Origin of the sequence: Leclercia sp. 1548 (assembly GCF_050435045.1) — a bacterium.
Classification (GTDB): Bacteria; Pseudomonadota; Gammaproteobacteria; order Enterobacterales; family Enterobacteriaceae; genus Enterobacter; species Enterobacter adecarboxylatus.
Window position 1 is genome coordinate 436,725 of sequence record NZ_JBNDJP010000001.1, and the last position, 17,965, is coordinate 454,689.

Annotated in this window: 15 protein-coding genes and 1 pseudogene; 8 read left to right on the forward strand and 8 right to left on the reverse strand. The window is 51.1% G+C overall.

What is annotated here, in order from left to right:
* Nucleotides 1-4: 4 nt before the first annotated feature.
* Entirely contained in the window at nt 5-646 is a 642-nt protein-coding gene (gene pncA, locus ABIE02_RS02200; protein WP_144837644.1) for a bifunctional nicotinamidase/pyrazinamidase, read from the forward strand.
* A gap of 162 nt (nt 647-808) precedes the next feature.
* On the opposite strand, the gene ABIE02_RS02205 is transcribed toward pncA, so the two are convergent.
* Both ABIE02_RS02205 and msrB read right to left on the reverse strand, forming a co-directional pair.
* Nucleotides 809-1,087, reverse strand: a complete 279-nt coding sequence (locus ABIE02_RS02205) for a YeaC family protein (protein ID WP_032617690.1) — start codon at nt 1,085-1,087, stop codon at nt 809-811.
* A 42-nt stretch (nt 1,088-1,129) separates the two neighbouring features.
* Nucleotides 1,130-1,543 carry a peptide-methionine (R)-S-oxide reductase MsrB gene (msrB, locus tag ABIE02_RS02210; protein WP_077226407.1) on the reverse strand — a complete coding sequence of 138 codons (414 nt, stop codon included), beginning with the start codon at nt 1,541-1,543 and terminating at the stop codon, nt 1,130-1,132.
* 341 nt (nt 1,544-1,884) lie between these two features.
* On the opposite strand from msrB, the gene gapA reads away from it, so the two are divergent.
* Together gapA and ABIE02_RS02220 are read left to right on the forward strand one after the other, a co-directional pair.
* The gene (gapA, locus tag ABIE02_RS02215; protein ID WP_032617687.1) at nt 1,885-2,880 is read left to right on the forward strand and encodes a glyceraldehyde-3-phosphate dehydrogenase; all 996 of its coding nucleotides are present in this window, start codon (nt 1,885-1,887) and stop codon (nt 2,878-2,880) included.
* 75 nt (nt 2,881-2,955) lie between these two features.
* Nucleotides 2,956-3,840: a D-hexose-6-phosphate mutarotase gene (locus ABIE02_RS02220; RefSeq protein ID WP_059308179.1), complete on the forward strand. Its 885-nt coding sequence runs from the start codon at nt 2,956-2,958 to the stop codon at nt 3,838-3,840.
* 46 nt (nt 3,841-3,886) lie between these two features.
* Here the strand turns inward: ABIE02_RS02220 and ABIE02_RS02225 are convergent, their stop codons facing one another.
* The 5 genes and pseudogenes from ABIE02_RS02225 to ABIE02_RS02245 form a co-directional block, all read right to left on the reverse strand.
* The gene (locus ABIE02_RS02225) at nt 3,887-4,741 is read right to left on the reverse strand and encodes an aldo/keto reductase (RefSeq protein WP_032617685.1); all 855 of its coding nucleotides are present in this window, start codon (nt 4,739-4,741) and stop codon (nt 3,887-3,889) included.
* A 470-nt stretch (nt 4,742-5,211) separates the two neighbouring features.
* The gene (locus tag ABIE02_RS02230; protein ID WP_059308181.1) at nt 5,212-5,403 is read right to left on the reverse strand and encodes a hypothetical protein; all 192 of its coding nucleotides are present in this window, start codon (nt 5,401-5,403) and stop codon (nt 5,212-5,214) included.
* 502 nt (nt 5,404-5,905) lie between these two features.
* Nucleotides 5,906-6,097: pseudogene (locus ABIE02_RS02235) on the reverse strand (AAA family ATPase); the annotation flags it as partial.
* Between the two features lie 337 nt (nt 6,098-6,434).
* Complete coding sequence (locus ABIE02_RS02240) at nt 6,435-6,662, reverse strand: hypothetical protein (RefSeq protein ID WP_059308182.1); 228 nt, start codon at nt 6,660-6,662, stop codon at nt 6,435-6,437.
* 325 nt (nt 6,663-6,987) lie between these two features.
* Entirely contained in the window at nt 6,988-7,206 is a 219-nt protein-coding gene (locus tag ABIE02_RS02245; RefSeq protein ID WP_059308183.1) for a cold shock domain-containing protein, read from the reverse strand.
* A 278-nt stretch (nt 7,207-7,484) separates the two neighbouring features.
* Here ABIE02_RS02245 and cspF point away from each other — a divergent pair, with 278 nt between their 5' ends.
* From cspF to ABIE02_RS02260, 3 genes are all read left to right on the forward strand, one after another.
* Nucleotides 7,485-7,700 (forward strand): cold shock-like protein CspF, encoded by a 216-nt coding sequence (cspF, locus tag ABIE02_RS02250; RefSeq protein WP_313163868.1) that lies wholly within the window; start codon nt 7,485-7,487, stop codon nt 7,698-7,700.
* Nucleotides 7,701-7,781: 81 nt separating this feature from the next.
* A complete protein-coding gene (locus ABIE02_RS02255) occupies nt 7,782-7,946 on the forward strand; it encodes a YnfU family zinc-binding protein (RefSeq protein ID WP_217266360.1) in 165 nt (54 codons plus the stop codon).
* 155 nt (nt 7,947-8,101) lie between these two features.
* Nucleotides 8,102-16,684 carry a GH36-type glycosyl hydrolase domain-containing protein gene (locus ABIE02_RS02260; protein ID WP_429211233.1) on the forward strand — a complete coding sequence of 2,861 codons (8,583 nt, stop codon included), beginning with the start codon at nt 8,102-8,104 and terminating at the stop codon, nt 16,682-16,684.
* A gap of 19 nt (nt 16,685-16,703) precedes the next feature.
* On the opposite strand, the gene ABIE02_RS02265 is transcribed toward ABIE02_RS02260, so the two are convergent.
* Nucleotides 16,704-16,937 (reverse strand): hypothetical protein, encoded by a 234-nt coding sequence (locus tag ABIE02_RS02265; RefSeq protein WP_032992301.1) that lies wholly within the window; start codon nt 16,935-16,937, stop codon nt 16,704-16,706.
* Between the two features lie 155 nt (nt 16,938-17,092).
* Here ABIE02_RS02265 and ABIE02_RS02270 point away from each other — a divergent pair, with 155 nt between their 5' ends.
* Both ABIE02_RS02270 and ABIE02_RS02275 read left to right on the forward strand, forming a co-directional pair.
* The gene (locus ABIE02_RS02270) at nt 17,093-17,269 is read left to right on the forward strand and encodes a YnfU family zinc-binding protein (protein ID WP_419720652.1); all 177 of its coding nucleotides are present in this window, start codon (nt 17,093-17,095) and stop codon (nt 17,267-17,269) included.
* A gap of 79 nt (nt 17,270-17,348) precedes the next feature.
* On the forward strand, nt 17,349-17,621 hold the full coding sequence (locus tag ABIE02_RS02275; RefSeq protein WP_174521482.1) for a hypothetical protein: 273 nt from the start codon (nt 17,349-17,351) through the stop codon (nt 17,619-17,621).
* Nucleotides 17,622-17,965 lie beyond the last annotated feature (344 nt).

Sequence of the window (17,965 nt, forward strand, 5' to 3'; positions counted from 1 at the left end):
CTGCATGAAACAACGAGCCTTGTTACTGGTCGATTTACAGAATGATTTTTGTGCCGGCGGCGCGCTGGCGGTGGCTGAAGGCGACAGTACGGTGGATATCGCCAACGCTTTAATTGAGTGGTGTAAAGCCCGCGGCGAAGCGGTGGTGGCCAGCCAGGACTGGCATCCGGCAGATCACGGCAGCTTTGCCAGCCAGCACAAGGTCGAGCCTTTCACCCAGGGCGAGCTGGATGGCCTGCCGCAAACGTTCTGGCCCGATCACTGTGTGCAGAACACTGAGGGCGCAGAGCTGCATCCTCTGCTGAACAGCAAAGCCATTGACGCCGTCTTCCAGAAAGGGGAAAACCCGAACATCGACAGTTACAGCGCCTTCTTTGATAACGGTCATCGGCAGAAAACTGGGCTGGATCAGTGGCTGCGCCATCACGAAATCGTGGAGCTGATTGTGATGGGCCTGGCAACCGACTACTGCGTTAAATTCACCGTGCTGGATGCGCTACAGCTGGGTTACAGGGTGAATGTGATCACCGACGGCTGTCGCGGGGTCAATATCCAGCGCCAGGACAGCGCGCAGGCGTTTATGGATATGGCGGCGGAAGGCGCCACGCTGTATACGCTGGCAGACTGGCAGGAGACGCAGGCCTGATACCAATTTGGCCGGGTAGCACTATGCTACCCGGCCGACAATCCCTTGGATTCTTTACGGCCTGATACCTCACCCTCTCCCACAGGGAAAGGGCTCGAAGATAAAAAAACGGTAACCTGGGTTACCGTTTTTTTTACCTCAAAACCGCTATCCGGTAGAGCATTAATGCACTTTCTGCGTGACGATCGGCTTCGGCGCAATGCCGAAATCTTCTTTAAGCTGCTGCTTACTCTTCATCACCATTTGGCCCTGGGTATCAATGGTCATGTGTTGCGCGTCTGTATTGTTGCGCGCCTGCCACAGCATCACCAGTTGCAGACAGTTCTCTTTTTGCTCCGGCGTCAGCGCCACGCCATCAGCCCATTTTCCCAGCTCGACCGCCGTGACCAGACGCTGGTATACGTCCGGCGTCATGCCCTTGATCATCTCTTCAATATTCATGTTAAATCCGACTCCAAAGGAATAATTTGCTGAATCGATTTTTCAACCTTTCATCTGGTCGCCATTCTGGTCATCAGTGAAGCTCAAAGAGGCAGAGTTGACGCAAAAACGTTCGCCTGTCGGCTGAGGACCGTCCGGGAAGACGTGACCGAGATGCGCGTCACAGTTTCCACAGCGGATCTCAATGCGCTGCATGCCGTGGCTGTTGTCGGTCAGGTAGCGAATCGCCTCCTCGCTGACCGGTTCATAAAAGCTCGGCCAGCCGCAACCGGAATCGTATTTGCTTTGGGAGTTAAACAGGGCAGCGTCACACACCAGACAGTGGTATACGCCATCCCGTTTATTATGCAGCAGACGCCCGGTAAATGGCGGTTCCGTACCGTGATTTTGCGTTACGTAGAACTGCATTTCGGTAAGGTTTTTTTTCAGGTCATCGGGGTTTTGTTGATTCGACATAGGCTTACATCTCGCAGTTGAAACAGACAACTTTTACCCTCGATTCTAACAAAACATTAACACTGAAGTATGAACTTTTGATCTAAACTTACTCGTTGCCGGAAGGCACTCGGCCAAATGTGATCTAGACCACATTTTTATGCGACCAGCCCTTTAAAATTCCGTGCGCAGGCCCCATATGGGTGCTAGCTCCGAGGGAATGTGAGGTGAGTCAATCGAGCAAAGGTAATGCGAAGGATTGATTTGTCGCAATGATTGACACGATTCCGCTTGACGCTGCGTAAGGTTTTTGTAATTTTACACGCAACCTTTTATTCACTAACAAATAGCTGGTGGAATATATGACTATCAAAGTAGGTATCAACGGTTTTGGCCGTATCGGCCGTATTGTTTTCCGTGCTGCTCAGGAACGTTCTGACATCGAAATCGTTGGTATCAACGATCTGTTAGACGCTGAATACATGGCGTACATGCTGAAGTACGACTCAACTCACGGTCGTTTCAACGGCACCGTTGAAGTGAAAGACGGCCACCTGGTTGTCAACGGCAAAACCATCCGTGTTACTGCTGAAAAAGATCCAGCTAACCTGAAGTGGAACGAAATCGGTGTTGACGTTGTTGCTGAAGCAACCGGTATCTTCCTGACTGACGAAACTGCGCGTAAGCACATCACCGCTGGCGCGAAAAAAGTTGTTCTGACTGGTCCATCCAAAGACAACACCCCAATGTTCGTTAAAGGCGCTAACTTCGAGAAGTATGCTGGCCAGGACATCGTTTCCAACGCATCCTGCACCACCAACTGCCTGGCGCCACTGGCTAAAGTTATCAACGACAACTTCGGTATCGTTGAAGGCCTGATGACTACCGTTCACGCTACCACCGCAACTCAGAAAACCGTTGATGGCCCGTCTCACAAAGACTGGCGCGGCGGCCGCGGCGCAGCTCAGAACATCATCCCATCTTCTACCGGTGCTGCTAAAGCTGTAGGCGTTGTACTGCCAGAGCTGAACGGTAAACTGACTGGTATGGCGTTCCGCGTTCCAACTCCTAACGTATCTGTTGTTGACCTGACCGTTCGTCTGGAAAAAGCAGCAAGCTACGAAGAAATCAAGAAAGCAATCAAAGCGGCTTCTGAAGGCGCAATGAAAGGCGTTCTGGGTTACACCGAAGACGACGTTGTTTCTACCGATTTCAACGGCGAAGTGTGCACTTCCGTGTTCGATGCTAAAGCAGGTATCGCACTGAACGACAACTTCGTGAAACTGGTTTCCTGGTACGACAACGAAACCGGTTACTCTAACAAAGTTCTGGACCTGATCGCTCACATCTCCAAATAAGTGAGATGAGATTCTGATCCAAAAAGGCGACCTCGGTCGCCTTTTTTTATGGCATTAAAGACAGAGGATTGCGTAATGATTAAAACAATTTTTGCACTTCCGGTAGTCGAACAACTTACCCCTGTGCTCTCCCGTCGTCAGATTGATGATGTCGAAGTGATTGTGATCGAACATCCACAGGTGCAGGCTTCCGTTGCCCTGCATGGCGCACACCTGCTCTCCTGGAAGCCAGAAGGCGAAGCAGAAGCGCTGTGGCTGAGCGACATCACCTCCTTTAAAAAAGGGGCAGCGATCCGTGGCGGTGTGCCAATCTGCTGGCCGTGGTTTGGCCCGTCTAAGGAGCAGGGTCTGCCGTCACACGGTTTTGCCCGCAACCTGCCATGGACGCTTCAAGCCCACAACGAAGATGAGTCCGGCGTGGTGCTGACCTTTGAACTGCAAAGCGATGACGAGACGCGTAAGCTGTGGCCGCACGACTTCACCCTTTACGCCCGCTTCAAGCTGGGTAAAACCTGTGAGATCGAACTGGAAGCCCACGGTGAATTTGAGACCACCTCTGCCCTGCACACCTATTTCAACGTCGGCGATATCGCTGCCGTAACCGTGAATGGTCTCGGCGATACCTTTATCGATAAAGTGGATAATGCGAAAGAAGGGAAACTGAACGACGGTTCACAGACCTTCCCGGATCGTACCGACCGTGTCTATCTGAACCCGGAAGCCTGCAGCGTCATCGAAGATACGGCGCTGAACCGCGCTATCGAAGTGATCCATCATCACCACAGCAACGTGGTGGGCTGGAACCCTGGCCCGGCGCTGTCGGTAAGCATGGGTGACATCCCGGATGATGGCTATAAAACCTTCGTCTGCGTTGAAACCGCCTGTGTCAGCGAACCGCAAACCGCGACCGAAGAAAAACCTTCGCGTCTGGGACAAACTATTCACATTGTGAAACGTTAATCCCCTGCCCTTGCCCTCTCCATGCAGAGAGGGCATTACGCTCGCTTTATACCACGTCTAACGCCGTTTTCTGTTTCGGCGCCGGGAAGGCAGCATCCAGCTGCATTACTGCCTCCGCTGACAGAGAAATCGCCAGCGCGCCTGCATTTTCTTCCACATGTTGAATTGATGACGCTTTCGGAATTGCCATCACCCCGCGGTGACCGATCACCCACGCCAGCAGGATCTGGGCCGCCGTGGCGTTGTACTCTTTTGCCACCGCATTCACCACCGGATGATTGAACAGCCCGGTGCGTAGCCGCCCGGCCTGAGCCAGCGGGCAATAGGCCATCACCGGCATCGACTGCTGCTGACACCACGGCAGCAGATCATATTCGATACCGCGCGAGGCCAGATGATACAGCACCTGATTGGTGGCACAGGCCTGCCCGCCCGGCACCTGCCAAAGTTCCTGCATATCCGCATAATCGAGGTTCGACACGCCCCAGCGGCCAATTTTGCCCTGCTGTTGCAGCGTCTCCATTAGTTGGACGGTTTCGGCCAGAGAAAAATTTCCGCGCCAGTGCAGCAGGTACAGGTCAATATGGTCGGTACCAAGACGGCGCAGGCTCGCTTCACAGGCGGCCATGCCTTTTTGCCCTCCGGCATGCCACGGGTAGACTTTGGAGACCAGAAATACCTTGTCGCGCTGACCAGCGATCGCTTCGCCGACCACCTCTTCCGCGCCGCCGTCGGCATACATCTCGGCGGTATCAATCAGCGTCAGTCCACGTTCAATACCTGCCCGCAGGGCATCCACTTCCTGGCGGCGTTGACTCGCCTTCTCGCCCATATACCAGGTGCCCTGGCCAATGGCCGGAAGCAGGATATTGTCGCCAAAGGTAACGGTTTTTTCGCTCATCACACACTCCTGTTTATCTGCACCACCCTAAAACAAACGGAGCGCAAGCGCTCCGTTATGATGCATAAAATGAATCATCAATAACGGATGTAAGGCTCACCAACAAAGGACTTCGTAATGATAAATACATTTTGTGTACACTCATGGGTACACATTAAGCAGTAGTGCTACCCCTTCGCTTAGTTTTTCATGCCATCCAATAGAGTAGTTCGCCATATAATACACCTGCCCACTAAACCGTTTTACTCCACGTGTACTTAAAAAGCGTTAGTTCAGTTGGTTCAGTTGGTTCAATTTTTAGAGATGATTGTTTTCAAAAGAATTATTTCCAAAATATGAACCGACACACCCCACTTTTGAACCAACAAAAAGAGGCCGTGAACCAACACGCCACTTAAAAAACGCTATTTATGCTGAAGTTAGGGGGGATCCACCACTACAGGAATGGTCTGGTGCTGGTTTAGAGCTGATCACCTCACGCGTCGTGGCGCTGGTTTGCACCACCGGTATGCAGGGCCGGTCATCATTTCGCGGTGTCGCCGAGATAATGCCGCCCCTTCTTCCAGCTGGCGCTTCAGTTCCCGCAGTTCTACCGGTTCGAGCTGGTGGCCGTCATGCTCGAGCTTGGCAATGGTCAGTAACTCTATTTCGCGTGGCGTCATGGTTTATCTCCCTGCTGGTGGTGATCAGCATTGTAATGTCTGCCAGGAGATACTTCGCTGGCTGGCGCTGGAAACCTCTATGGAAATCTCGCCACTGGAAACCGCCCTTCGGTGGCAACCGCCCTGGCAACCTCGTGTTTGACAACCATATAGGCTGGTTACTGGCACTGGTTACCTACCACAGGTATCCTGTCGGCCGGTACCTTACTGGTGGATACCAGTGTGGATACCACGCGTTTGGATACCAGCCTTAATGTTTACCCCACCTCATGAACAACCAGCAGTAGGTGCTTAAATAGCGAATCGCTTGAGCAAATGGAACAGAAAAAAATCCAATCAATACGACCGCAAGTAACAGTGCGTGGAATGAAAAACCCTGCTCAGGTGTTGGGCACGGCTCAAAGGTCTTCTTCGTGCCAGAAGCGGACATTCCCTATTCAGTTGATAGTAAATCCCGGACAATCCGTAATGCCTGCAATGAACGGAGTGTCATGGTTCTGTCTTAAATTAACGGCCATAGCAACGCGAACAGCGTTGCCATGCCTCCCAGTACCACAAGAAATACCGTCACGCCACGCAGCTGCGTCAGCGCAGTACGGGTGTAGATCAGGTAGGCGGGGATCAGGAACAGGATCACTGCGATCAGCGGGCCGCAGAACGTCTCAATCAGGTTGATCCCATCCGGGTTCGCGTACCGCCTGGTAGGCCTTTGGGTATCTCTCCATGACTCGCTGGTTTAGTTGTGCATGATGAACATTCCATTACAAAAGTCATCAGATTAGTTATCTCTGCCTCTCAGGAGGATTCATCATAGAGGCAAAAGAGCATGAAGGGGGAGAGATAAAAGGATATTGGCATTTTGTCAGTGCACTAAGAGTGACTTCATGATTTGGCAGTGATTTTTAAAAAAGAATGTGTAAAAAAAAACCTGCGGTTAGCAGGCTATAAAGTTTTTTACTTATTTTTTGTTCGTATCTTATAAATAGGGTAGGTACGCAATAAAACATGAAGCAGAGAGCGTCATGGAATTTCTATAAATATTTTCTGGCAGCATCGAGTATTTCCTGTGACGTTAACTCCTTGTCAGAAGCCACGTAAACAACACCATGATCGCCGGTTAAGGAAGGAAAGCCAGCGGACATAATCCGAAGATGTGTTTCATCACCGTTTGGATATTCCTGCCGGATAGAGGATATACCCTCCAGAACGGTCATGACTTTACAGGATTCGGCATTAAAGAAAACAAGGACTTTTATCATATTCCGCCATGACGCAGTTAATCTTTTCCATCACCCTGTTCTCTCAGTAATTTCGCTGACAGATACCATTAAGTTAAAATCAAGGGCATGATGCTTTCGGAAGCTACCGGGGATCCGGATTATTTTATTATTTAAAGATGAGTTAGTTTATTATTTCAGGCTTTTCATGCAGCAGGCCTGTACCTTATCAAATCGGTCAGCACATTCATACATATGCAAAAATATGCTGACCTGATATTAGGATTAAACGGCTTTTATCACATTTAATTTATGGGTCTGTCTACTCAGGAATAATCCTTCATCGTTGTCGCAGATCCACAAAGTTTTATTTATCGCAAAGTGTTACGTTTGCAGCAGCAGAACCTTTGGCACCGCTGTGAACGGCGAATTCAACTTTCTGTCCTTCAAATAAAGTTTTAAAGTTGTCGCCATCAAGCGCAGAAAAATGGACAGAAATATCTTTACTGCCATCAAGAGGAGAGATGAAGCCAAAACCTTTGTCTTCGTTAAACCATTTTACCAGACCTTTAATTCTTGAGGTCATACTGACTCCCGTTATTAATGATTGTATTGATAGTAAACATATCGTATTAAACGTATGGACTCAAAAGGAGGGATATCAGAGATAGCGCCTGGTAATGAGGACTTCCCGAAAATGTTAAACGTTCGTTTGTACATTGAACTGATGGGATTCATTAAGGCACGGTAAATAATAATAAGCAAATTATATTTTAGCCGTCCAGAGGTCCCACAAGGAAATTAAAAGTGGCAGCGTGCTATTTTCAATGTATAGTATTTACGTGTTTTCAATAAGGAATTGCCTTGTCCCATAAAATGACAGGAATTGTCAAAAGTTTTGACATTCTCAGCGGTAAAGGCCTCATCATCCCCTCTGATGGCCGAAAAGACGTTCTGCTTCACATTTCAGCCGTTAACTCCCGCGAATCAGAATTACTCATCATCCCAGGAAGCCGCATAGAATTTTGCCGGATCAACGGTACCAGGGGGCCTGTGGCTGCGAACATTTATCTTTCCTGAATTGCTGTGCCTCAAAATATATAGATTAAAACTTAACCATATGTGATACGGTGAAGCTCATTCATTGAAAGGTTAATGGTCATGTCTGTTATCAATTACGCAATGAAACTCTTCAGCAGTGCGTCTACTGCCACTGCTGCCTGTCCTGTTTGTGGCTTAAAATCAGCACAACCGTTGTCAAAAATCCGACTCAACCAAGCCATGCTTTGCCCCGGATGTAAAGCTCTGTTTATCTCCCGACGCTAGCTCGACCACAACCGCAGATCAGAGCCCATGTCCTATACTTATGTTAGATTCCGGCAGCTGTTAAATCCCTGATGCCTGACGCCCATCCTGAGAGAACGTTTCTGAACTGATTTCGCAACTGCTCCTGCGTGCTAACGTTGCATCAGAGCAATGCTATGAAAATGAACCCGAAAGCGTGGTTTAACCGCTCCCGTATTCCGAGGAATGCTGCTGAAAACGTAACGTTTTCAGCGAACGATCCTGCCGGTGAAAGTCCTCTGCGGTTAGAACTCTTTTCGACCGCCCAGATGGAGCGCTACGGTCAGAAGCTGGCGCGAACCCATAAATTATCACCGGATAAACATCCTTATTATCTTCTGAAAAGGCTTGGCGACAATGAGGCTATCATCACTCAAAACTGCTATGAGCTTAACGCAGGTAAAAAGACCAGTATCATGCCCGCCGGAGAGTGGTTGCTGGACAATTACTATCTGATTGAAGAACAGATACGCACTGTCCGCCAGCACTTACCAAAAAGCTTTGGTAAAGGACTCCCGTCGCTGATGTCGCCGCTGAATTGCCCACGAATTTACAACATTGCATCAGAGGCAATTGCTCACGGTGATGGCCGCTGGGATGCCGCCAGTCTGACCAGCTATCTCACAGCTTATCAACAGGTAACACCTCTGACATTAGGTGAAGTCTGGGCATTACCGGGAATGCTGCGCCTGGCGCTGATAGAAAATCTCCGTCGTATAAGCGTGGAAGTGGTAAAAGCGCAGCAGGACAGAAATCTGGCCGATACGTGGATAACAAGGATTTTCGAATGCGCCGAGAGTGCGCCTGGTGATTTAATCATGGTAGTTGCCGATATGGCACGCTCCCGGCCTCCTTTAACCAGTGCGTTTGTCGCCGAACTGGTGCGGCGCCTGCAGGGGCATGGTAACGCGCTGTCGTTACCTCTGAACTGGGTTGAACAGAGCCTTCGGGAACAGGGGATCACCTCCGACGTTCTCATACATAACTTTAATCAACAGCTTGCCGCCAGCCAGCTGTCTGTCAGCAACAGCATCGCGGGTCTGCGGTTACTGAGTGAAACGGACTGGGCTGATTTCGCCGAAACGATAAGTGTCGTCGAACAGGCTTTACGCAATGATCCTGCCGGGATCTACCCCGGGATGCACTTCAATACCCGGGATCATTACCGACACGTTGTTGAGGTCCTGGCCAGAGACAGTGGTCTCAGCGAGCCAGAGGTTGCTGACAGAGTACTGCGGTTGTCAGGAAAGAATGCTCCCGATACACCGGAACATCATGTTGGTTATTATCTCGCAGGCGAAGGTCGACAGGCGCTGGAAATTCATATCCTGGCAGATACCTCAAGGCTCATAAGCTTGCGGCACAGTTTCAACAGAATAACCCTGCTGTCATGGCTTGGAAGCCTGGCGTTGTTGACCACCGCAACAACCGCGGCAATTTTGCACGAAACTGCCATGCAGGGCGCACAGTGGCTGTTGATTGCAGTGATACTGCTTTTGATTATCGCTTTAACTCAGTTAATAAGTGATTTACTCAGTGACGCAACCACCCGTTTTCGTGTTCCTCGCCCGTTGCCGGGAATGGATTTTTCAACCGGTATTCCCGCTGACAGCGCCACCCTGTTAGTCATCCCCTGCATGCTGACCAGCCACCAAAGTTTCAGTAAGCTCCTTTCCAGCCTTGAAGTCTGCTGGCTGGGGAATGAAAACGAAAATCTCAGGTTCGCGCTGCTCACTGACTTCGCTGATTCTGAAAATGAACCCTCGCCAGAAAGTCACATACTGCTGAGACAGGCGATCGCCGATACGCAGGCGCTGAACCGCCGCTATCCCTCCGAGCGGCCACGTTTTTATCTGCTACACCGCCAGCCTGAATGGAACTCCGCTGAAGGAACCTGGATGGGCTATGAACGCAAGCGGGGAAAGCTGGCGTTACTGAACAGCTGGTTACGCCATCCGGGGACACAATTCGTCAGCGTAGCAGACATGCCTGCCCACCTTTTACCAGGTCACATTAAATACGTTATTACCTTGGACAGTGATACGTTGCTGCCGCGCGATACGGCACACAAACTGGTCGCGGCAATGGCACATCCGCTGAATACGCCAGTATATGATCCAGTAAGCCAGAGGGTTGTCAAAGGATTCGGCATTCTGCAACCCGGCCTTGCAGAGGAGATACCACTCAACGGTCAGGGCCGTTACGCAGCGCTGCGCAGCAGCATACCGGGCAATAACCCCTATTCGATGATGTCTTCGGATATTTATCAGGATCTGTTTGGGGAAGGATCGTTCGTGGGCAAAGGGATTTACGATGTTGATATTTTTATGCAGGCCACCGCCAACACCTGCCCGGAAAATCTGGTCCTCAGCCATGACCTCCTCGAAGGATGCTATGCCCGTTCGGGTCTGCTGAGTGAGGTGTTGCTCTACGAACAATACCCTAATAATTATTTGTCGGATGTTGCACGGCGTTCACGCTGGATCCGGGGCGACTGGCAACTGCTTAACTGGCTGAAACCACGCGTCAGAAAAGCCGATGGAACCCGGGACAGGAATCCGCTGACCGCGCTTTCTTACTGGAAATTACTTGATAATCTGCGGCGCAGTCTGGTCGCCCCCTCTTTACTGGTATTGCTGTTTTTTACCCTGCTTGGGGTACCTAATCCGGTTTACTGGTTGGGCGTACTTTCACTGATATGGCTATTACCAGCCATCCTCTGCATTGCCCATGATCTTCTGCATAAACCTCTGCGTCGCCGCCTGAAGCCGCATCTGTTACTGGTGGGGGCGGGCGCGCTGAAGCGTTTGTCAGGTATCGGGATTAATTTTGCGGTACTGCCACACGAAGCCGGATATTCGTTGAAGGCGATTGCCGTGACGCTATGGCGACTGGGGATCAGCAGGCGTAGCCTCAGCCAGTGGGTCGTTCACAGCCACGACAGCAATCAGTCCACACCCGCTTTTGCGCGGTTTTATCAGGCGATGTGGCTGAATGTAGCCTGTGGCGTGACGCTGATAATACTGACCGGACAATTTGCACCACAACTGCTGGGAATTGCGTTGCTGATCGGTATGTTATGGTGTCTGGCACCGCTGCTGATGAGCTGGCTGAGTCGCCAGCCCGTGCGTAAGGTGTTTTCGCCAAATCAGGAACAAAAACAGTTGTTACGCCAGACTAGCCGTGAAATCTGGGCGTTTTTTGAAACCTTTGCCACAGAAAAAGAGAACTGGCTTCCGCCTGATAACTACCAGGAACTACCGCAACCGAAGGTGGCCCATCGCACTTCCCCTACCAATATTGGCCTTTCCCTTATGGCTAACCTGACGGCATGGGACTTTGGCTATCTGCCCGGCGGAGAGGTGCTCCGGCGCGTGTCGCTCACGCTCGACACGCTGGATAAAATGGAGCACTACCGGGGCCATCTCTACAACTGGTATGACACCCGTACGCTAGCCCCCCTCAGCCCACGCTACATCTCGAGTGTTGACAGCGGCAACCTGGCGGGGCATCTGTTGACCCTGCGTGCAGGGCTGTCCGCCATGCGTCATCAGCCTGTTTTAAACAGCCAACAAATACTGGAAGGACTGAACGATACGCTGGGTATTCTTGAAAACCAGTGGGGTCAGAATCCCCCGGACAGCCTGCGGCTGCTGCGCAAACACTGCCTGCTCGCGGTGTCGCTCTCTCCGCAGGCATTTTTCAGCGAGCTGAAAAACATGCGCACCCAGAGCAACCATCTGACCACGCAATGTCATCATGGAGCCCCCCTTCAGATGCGCTGGGCAGGACATCTGGAGCATCAGCTGGTTCAGCTTTGCCATGAGTGGTCGCTGCTGCTTGGCTGGTTACCTGCATCCTGGAACAAACAAACGCTGCCGACGCTGATCGAGCTTGCCCGGGAGACATTTACCGGTAAAGAAACACCCTCTGCGTCAGCGACGGGGCAGGCCCGGATGCGACTCAATATTATCACCGAGCTTGAACAGCGGCTGGATGAACATGCCCGGATGGATTTCGCCTTCCTGTACAACGAAGCAACCAGTCTGCTCAGTGTTGGTTATAACTGTGACACAAATACGCCTGACAAGAGCCACTATGATCTCCTGCCGTCTGAAATTCGCCTGACCAGTTTTCTTGCCATTGCGACTAATCAACTTCCTCTTAAAAGCTGGTACGCGCTGGGTCGACTCTTTACCACGATTGATAATGAAACTGCCCTGATGTCGTGGAGCGGGTCCATGTTTGAATACCTGATGCCGAATCTTGTAATGCCTACCTGGCCTGGTAGCCTACTCGATGAGATGAGTCAGTCGGCAGTTATGCGCCAGATCCACTGGGGGAAAGAACGCGGGGTACCCTGGGGGGTTTCAGAGTCTGGTTATCATGCTTTTGATGTTCAGTATAATTATCAGTATCAGGCCTTTGGCGTGCCGGGCCTCGGTCTGCGCAGGGGGCTTGCTGATGACATGGTTGTCGCCCCTTATGCCACATTGCTGGCGTTGATGGTCTCTCCACAGAAAGCCTGTGAGAACCTGTTCAGGCTGCAAAAAAATGGCTCGCACGGCGAATATGGTTTTTATGAAGCGCTGGATTATACCCCCTCACGCCTCGCATCTGGTCAGCTCTATGCGGTGGTTCAGTCTTGGATGGCGCATCACCAGGGCATGGCATTTCAGGCGTTGGCCCATGTATTGCTTGGGGCCCCCATGACTGAGCGATTTATGTCCAGTACGACCTTCCGTTCAGCGAGTCTGTTGTTACAGGAGCGCGTGCCGGATGCGCTCGATCTCTACAGCCCACGTCGTCATTTTGAATCTCATGAGGGCAGAGTCAAACCCGTTCGCTATGAACCCCGCATTTTCAATGGGGTGGACACGCCAGCTCCGGATATTCAGCTCCTGTCCAACAGCCAATATCATCTGATGTTGACGGTAGGCGGTGGCGGTTATAGTCGCTGGAATAATATTGCTCTTACACGCTGGCGCAGTGATACCACCCGAGATAACTGGGGAGCATTCTGCTATATCCGCGATATGCAGACGGGCAACGTGTGGAGCAATACCTGGCAGCCGACAGGCAACGTCAGCGAACACGAAGAAGAAGTAATATTCACCGATGCGAGTGCTGAATTCAGACGTACCTTTGGTGGACTCAGCGTCAAAACTCAGATTGTTATCTCCCCGGAAGATGACATTGAACTGCGACGTCTCACACTCATTCATCGTGGACGCCAGCCCCGCTCTCTGGAGCTGACAACCTATGCCGAAGTGGTACTGGCTCCTGATGCCAGCGATCTGGCACACCCGGCATTCAGCAATCTGTTTATTCAGACTGAACTTGAACCTGAGCGTGACGCTATTCTTTGCCACCGGCGCCCGCGCACCCCGGATGAACCGAGTCCTTGCTTGTTTCACATGATGGTGGTGCATGGCGATACACTTCATACCGTCTCATTTGAAACGAACAGGGCAAAATTTCTTGGCCGTGGCAGAAGTCCTGCTGATGCCCTGGCAATAGAGGCTGGAGGAGCGCTTAGTAACACGTCGGGGTCAGTACTGGATCCTGTACTGGCGATACGCCATGCCATCATTATGCAGCCGGGGCAGACGGTCACGATTGATATCATTTATGGCATCAGCGAGACCCGTCAGCAAAGTCTGGCTCTGCTGGAAAAATACCGCGATTACCCTATCGCTGATCGCGTCTTCGAACTGGCCAGGTCTCACAGTCAGGTGGTATTACGTCAGATGAATGCCAGTGAAGATGATGCCACGTTGTTTAATCGTCTCGCCAGTGCAGTGCTTTACCCTGTCCAAGAGCTGCGAGTCGAGGGACAGGCGATCAGCCGCAACCGTCGCGGTCAGTCCGGTCTGTGGGGCTGGGCAATTTCAGGCGATCTGCCGATAGTGCTGCTGAGTATTACCAGCGAAGAAAGTATCGCTGCCGTGACCACTCTGATTCAGGCACACCGGTACTGGAGACAGAAAGGGCTGGAGGTGGATCTGGTGATCCTCAATAACAGTCCCGGCGGTTATCAGCAGGGATTACAAAATCAGATTATGGAGTTAATTTATGCCGGGGCTGAAGCCAGTCTGCTGGATAAAACGGGTGGGCTTTTTGTCCGTAATGGCGAGCATCTCTCCGCTGAAGATAAGTTGCTTTTGATGAGCGTGGCCTGTCTTTATCTTGATGATCGTGCAGGTGGAATTGGTGAGCAGCTTAATCAGCGTATTCATACTCTCAAACCTCCGGCCAGAGCATTCGTACCTCACGCAGTCCGGGAACGTAATCAGCACAAGGAGTGGAATCCTTATGTCGGTCAGTTACAACATTTCAACGGATACGGTGGGTTTTCTCAGGATGGTCGGGAGTATCAGATTGTCCTGCGGGAAAATGCGCTGACACCGGCACCATGGTCAAACGTACTGGCAAATTCCCGTTTTGGCAGTGTGATTTCAGAGGCGGGACAGGCCTATACCTGGTATGAAAATGCGCATGAATACCGGTTGACACCCTGGGAGAACGATCCGGTGAGCGATCGCAGCGGCGAGGTGTTTTATCTGCGCGATGAAGAGAGCGGTGAGTACTGGTCGCCAACGGTTTTGCCTGTTCGCGGACACGGTGATTACCTGACGCGCCATGGTTTTGGTTACAGCGTCTTTGCCCATCGTGAAAGCGGTATAGACAGCGAGTTGACTGTTCTGGTTGCCGAAGACGCGCCGGTTAAACTTGCACTCCTGACGCTCAGTAATACGTCGGGCCGGACACGCAAACTTTCCGTAACTGGCTATGTGGAGTGGACGCTGGGTGAATCCCGACCTCGCTCGGCTCCTCACATTGTGACACAGGCAGCCAGTGTTCCTGGCGGCTGCGGGGTACTGGCGAACAACTTTTATGGTGATAACGGCGGTGACCGTACAGCATTTTTTGCCGTCAGCGGTAATGACTGTTCGCTGACTGGTGACCGCCGGGAGTTTATCGGTCGCAACGGCTCGCTGCACGCCCCGTCTGCGATGAAACTGCTCAGGCTATCAGGTAAGACGGGCGCCGGCCAGGATCCCTGCGGGGCGGTGCAATCGGCCGTCAAATTAATCGACGGCGATCAGAGGACCTTTATTTTCATCCTTGGCGCTGCTGAGAATCATGCTCGCGCTCAGGAGGCGCTTGCCCATTATATGAACGAAGATGCGGTCCGCCAGGCGCTGAACCGGGTTCATATCCACTGGCACAATATGCTCGATAAAATTGTGGTTAACACCCCCGACACGTCCGTAAATTTACTGGTTAATGGCTGGCTAATGTATCAGACAGTAGCCTGTCGTCTTATGGCCCGCAGTGGTTACTATCAGTCTGGTGGGGCATTTGGTTTTCGCGATCAGCTGCAGGATACGCTGGCACTGAGCCATGCTGCTCCGGACCGGATGCGTGAACAGATAATGCTCTGTGCATCGCGGCAATTTATCGAGGGTGACGTGCAGCACTGGTGGCACCCGCCACACGGAAACGGTGTGCGTACCCGCTGTTCCGATGACTACCTGTGGCTTCCTTTTGCTGTTTGCCACTATGTTGAAACGACGGGGGATATGGATGCACTGGAAACACGCATTCCTTATCTTGAGGGACGGCCGCTTCAGCCGGGTGAAGAGTCAGTCTATGACACGCCGGTCATCAGCGGCACCGAAGAGACACTCTGGTTACACTGCGTCAAAGCTCTTCAGTATGGACAGCGGTTCGGGGGGCACGGCCTGCCGCTGATGGGGGCAGGTGACTGGAATGACGGGATGAACCAGGTGGGTATCGAAGGCAAAGGTGAAAGCGTCTGGCTGGGCTTCTTCCTGTACGATATTTTGCAGCGGTTTGCAGCGCTGGCGGAGCGCAGGATGGATGAGAATGTCGCCTCGATGTGCCGTGCACAGGCCCTGCGTCTGCAAAGCAATCTCGAAGCCCATGCCTGGGATGGTGAATGGTACCGGCGCGGGTATTTTGATGATGGTACTCCCCTAGGGTCGAAAGCCTCTCAGGACTGCCGGATCGATGCGATTGCGCAGAGCTGGTCTGTATTGTCCGGGGCCGCAGACCCGGGACGGTGCGCAAAGGCTATGCAGGCGCTGGATAAGCACCTTGTGGATAATGAGGGGAGACTGATAAAACTGTTAGCGCCGCCTTTCGATGGCCATGGTCCAAATCCGGGGTACATACAGGGGTACCTGCCCGGTGTACGGGAAAACGGAGGGCAGTATACTCATGGCGCTATCTGGGCCGTGATGGCATTTGCCCGAATGGGGAATGCCGAACGCGCCTGGCAACTCTGGTCAATGATTAACCCGATAAATCATACCCTGAATGCGGACTCGGTCGGGGTTTATAAAGCGGAGCCTTATGTCATGAGTGCTGATGTCTACAGCATTGCTCCCCATACCGGACGTGCAGGATGGAGCTGGTATACCGGGTCAGCAGGCTGGGCCTGGCGTTTACTTACTGAGGAATTACTGGGGATAAAACGTTCCGGTGCTGACTTTACTGTTCATGCCCGGATGCCGGATGCGTGGCCGGCTTTCTCTATGGCCTATCAATATGGCGAAAGCCATTATCTGATTAGTGTCTCTCGCGGCGACGCAGAATATCGCGTTACACTGGATGGTGTTCTCCTCCCTGATGACAGAATACCGCTGCGGGATGATGGACAAAACCATACGGTTGAGATCATTCAGAACTGACAATGACTCCGGACGTGCATTAACGTCTGCCGTTAATGCGCTGATTATCCCTGAGAACGTCAATCGCTGTCTGCATGGCAATTTTGTCATCCCGTTTTTTTTGCCTGCCCTGCATGACCTGAAGGTATTCCAGCAAGGTTCGGGTATTAATCGGTCGGCCCTGTTTACCCACAGCCAGCACGGCTTCGCCAAGAATAATTTTTACTGGCGGTAGCTGGGACGGGTACCAGTCAAGGGTGTCTTCTGATTTCATCATAAATTTCTCATGGAAGGGTATTATATCATAAATCGGACGTTCATTTTTAACTGTCTGATATCCTGATTCAGTCATAAATCAACATAACTTAACCCGGCTGTTTTTATAGTAAAGCGTATAATAATTAGTGTATTCCTCAGAGTATTTTATTTATGTCTTATACAAAAGGATTCAGGCACTTTAAAGAAAGACCGGTTCATATTGCCTGCGCGGTATGCGCATACAGAGCCGATCAGAAAGCAGGTAAACCAAGAAAAGATGCGGTTCTGGCGTGTCCTGCCTGCGAGCTGTTTTTCAGACTATCAGAATGCTGGTGTATCGGCGGCTGAGCATTTTCTGCCACTTAACGTAAGTGATGCCGGGAAATGACAATATTTCTCCTGTCCTGCAGTTGACGAGGGTATGATAATGAAATCTAAAAAATCTTCCTTTATAGAAGGGCATATCCTTTCGAAAAGCTGTCATGGGCAGGCCGGTCAACCTTTCTGTATCCACCGGGTCAGGTTTAGTAATGGCAAATATGCGATTATTCGGGAAGCATCAGGCATATGTTTCAAACCTGGCGATAATATTCAGCGAAACGATTGCGAATGGTTTTATAAACTTACCAAAATTCGTCTACTTTCTTTTGAGTACCTTGAGGATGATGAGTCAAGAAGGCAATTTATTGAATATCAATGATAAACTTATGAGTTCATAACGGCATAACTTTGCTGTTTTACAATTCATTCATGACTCTCCAAATGGTTTGCCCGTATTGAATATTATTTTTTCTTAATTTAGAAAGAATTAGACTGTCTAAAATAATGTGTATTACAAAAGAAAGTTTTTTGTGTTATTTTCCTTATGTGTTACAACCTACCTTATCACCCCACATTGCTTCCCGAATACTCTTCGCTTTTACTGTCAACCCGCTCCGGATATCCGCTTTTGTCACTGTTGTGGACATGGAACAGCCGCCAAGACGCTGGGTAGCTGGGTAGCTGGGAAAGATGCGGACGAGGGTATCGTTGCCAAAGGTCAAC

What these genes read in the sequence shown, in the direction of transcription:
- ABIE02_RS02275 (WP_174521482.1), top strand. Translation starts at nt 17,349, where the DNA reads ATGAAATCTAAAAAATCTTCCTTTATAGAAGGGCATATCCTTTCGAAA.
- gapA (WP_032617687.1), top strand. Translation starts at nt 1,885, where the DNA reads ATGACTATCAAAGTAGGTATCAACGGTTTTGGCCGTATCGGCCGTATT.
- ABIE02_RS02245 (WP_059308183.1), bottom strand. Translation starts at nt 7,206, where the DNA reads ATGACCTCAAGAATTAAAGGTCTGGTAAAATGGTTTAACGAAGACAAA.
- ABIE02_RS02230 (WP_059308181.1), bottom strand. Translation starts at nt 5,403, where the DNA reads ATGACGCCACGCGAAATAGAGTTACTGACCATTGCCAAGCTCGAGCAT.
- ABIE02_RS02220 (WP_059308179.1), top strand. Translation starts at nt 2,956, where the DNA reads ATGATTAAAACAATTTTTGCACTTCCGGTAGTCGAACAACTTACCCCT.
- ABIE02_RS02255 (WP_217266360.1), top strand. Translation starts at nt 7,782, where the DNA reads ATGTCTGTTATCAATTACGCAATGAAACTCTTCAGCAGTGCGTCTACT.
- ABIE02_RS02205 (WP_032617690.1), bottom strand. Translation starts at nt 1,087, where the DNA reads ATGAATATTGAAGAGATGATCAAGGGCATGACGCCGGACGTATACCAG.
- ABIE02_RS02225 (WP_032617685.1), bottom strand. Translation starts at nt 4,741, where the DNA reads ATGAGCGAAAAAACCGTTACCTTTGGCGACAATATCCTGCTTCCGGCC.
- ABIE02_RS02270 (WP_419720652.1), top strand. Translation starts at nt 17,093, where the DNA reads ATGTCTTATACAAAAGGATTCAGGCACTTTAAAGAAAGACCGGTTCAT.
- msrB (WP_077226407.1), bottom strand. Translation starts at nt 1,543, where the DNA reads ATGTCGAATCAACAAAACCCCGATGACCTGAAAAAAAACCTTACCGAA.
- pncA (WP_144837644.1), top strand. Translation starts at nt 5, where the DNA reads ATGAAACAACGAGCCTTGTTACTGGTCGATTTACAGAATGATTTTTGT.
- ABIE02_RS02240 (WP_059308182.1), bottom strand. Translation starts at nt 6,662, where the DNA reads ATGATAAAAGTCCTTGTTTTCTTTAATGCCGAATCCTGTAAAGTCATG.
- ABIE02_RS02260 (WP_429211233.1), top strand. Translation starts at nt 8,102, where the DNA reads ATGAAAATGAACCCGAAAGCGTGGTTTAACCGCTCCCGTATTCCGAGG.
- ABIE02_RS02265 (WP_032992301.1), bottom strand. Translation starts at nt 16,937, where the DNA reads ATGAAATCAGAAGACACCCTTGACTGGTACCCGTCCCAGCTACCGCCA.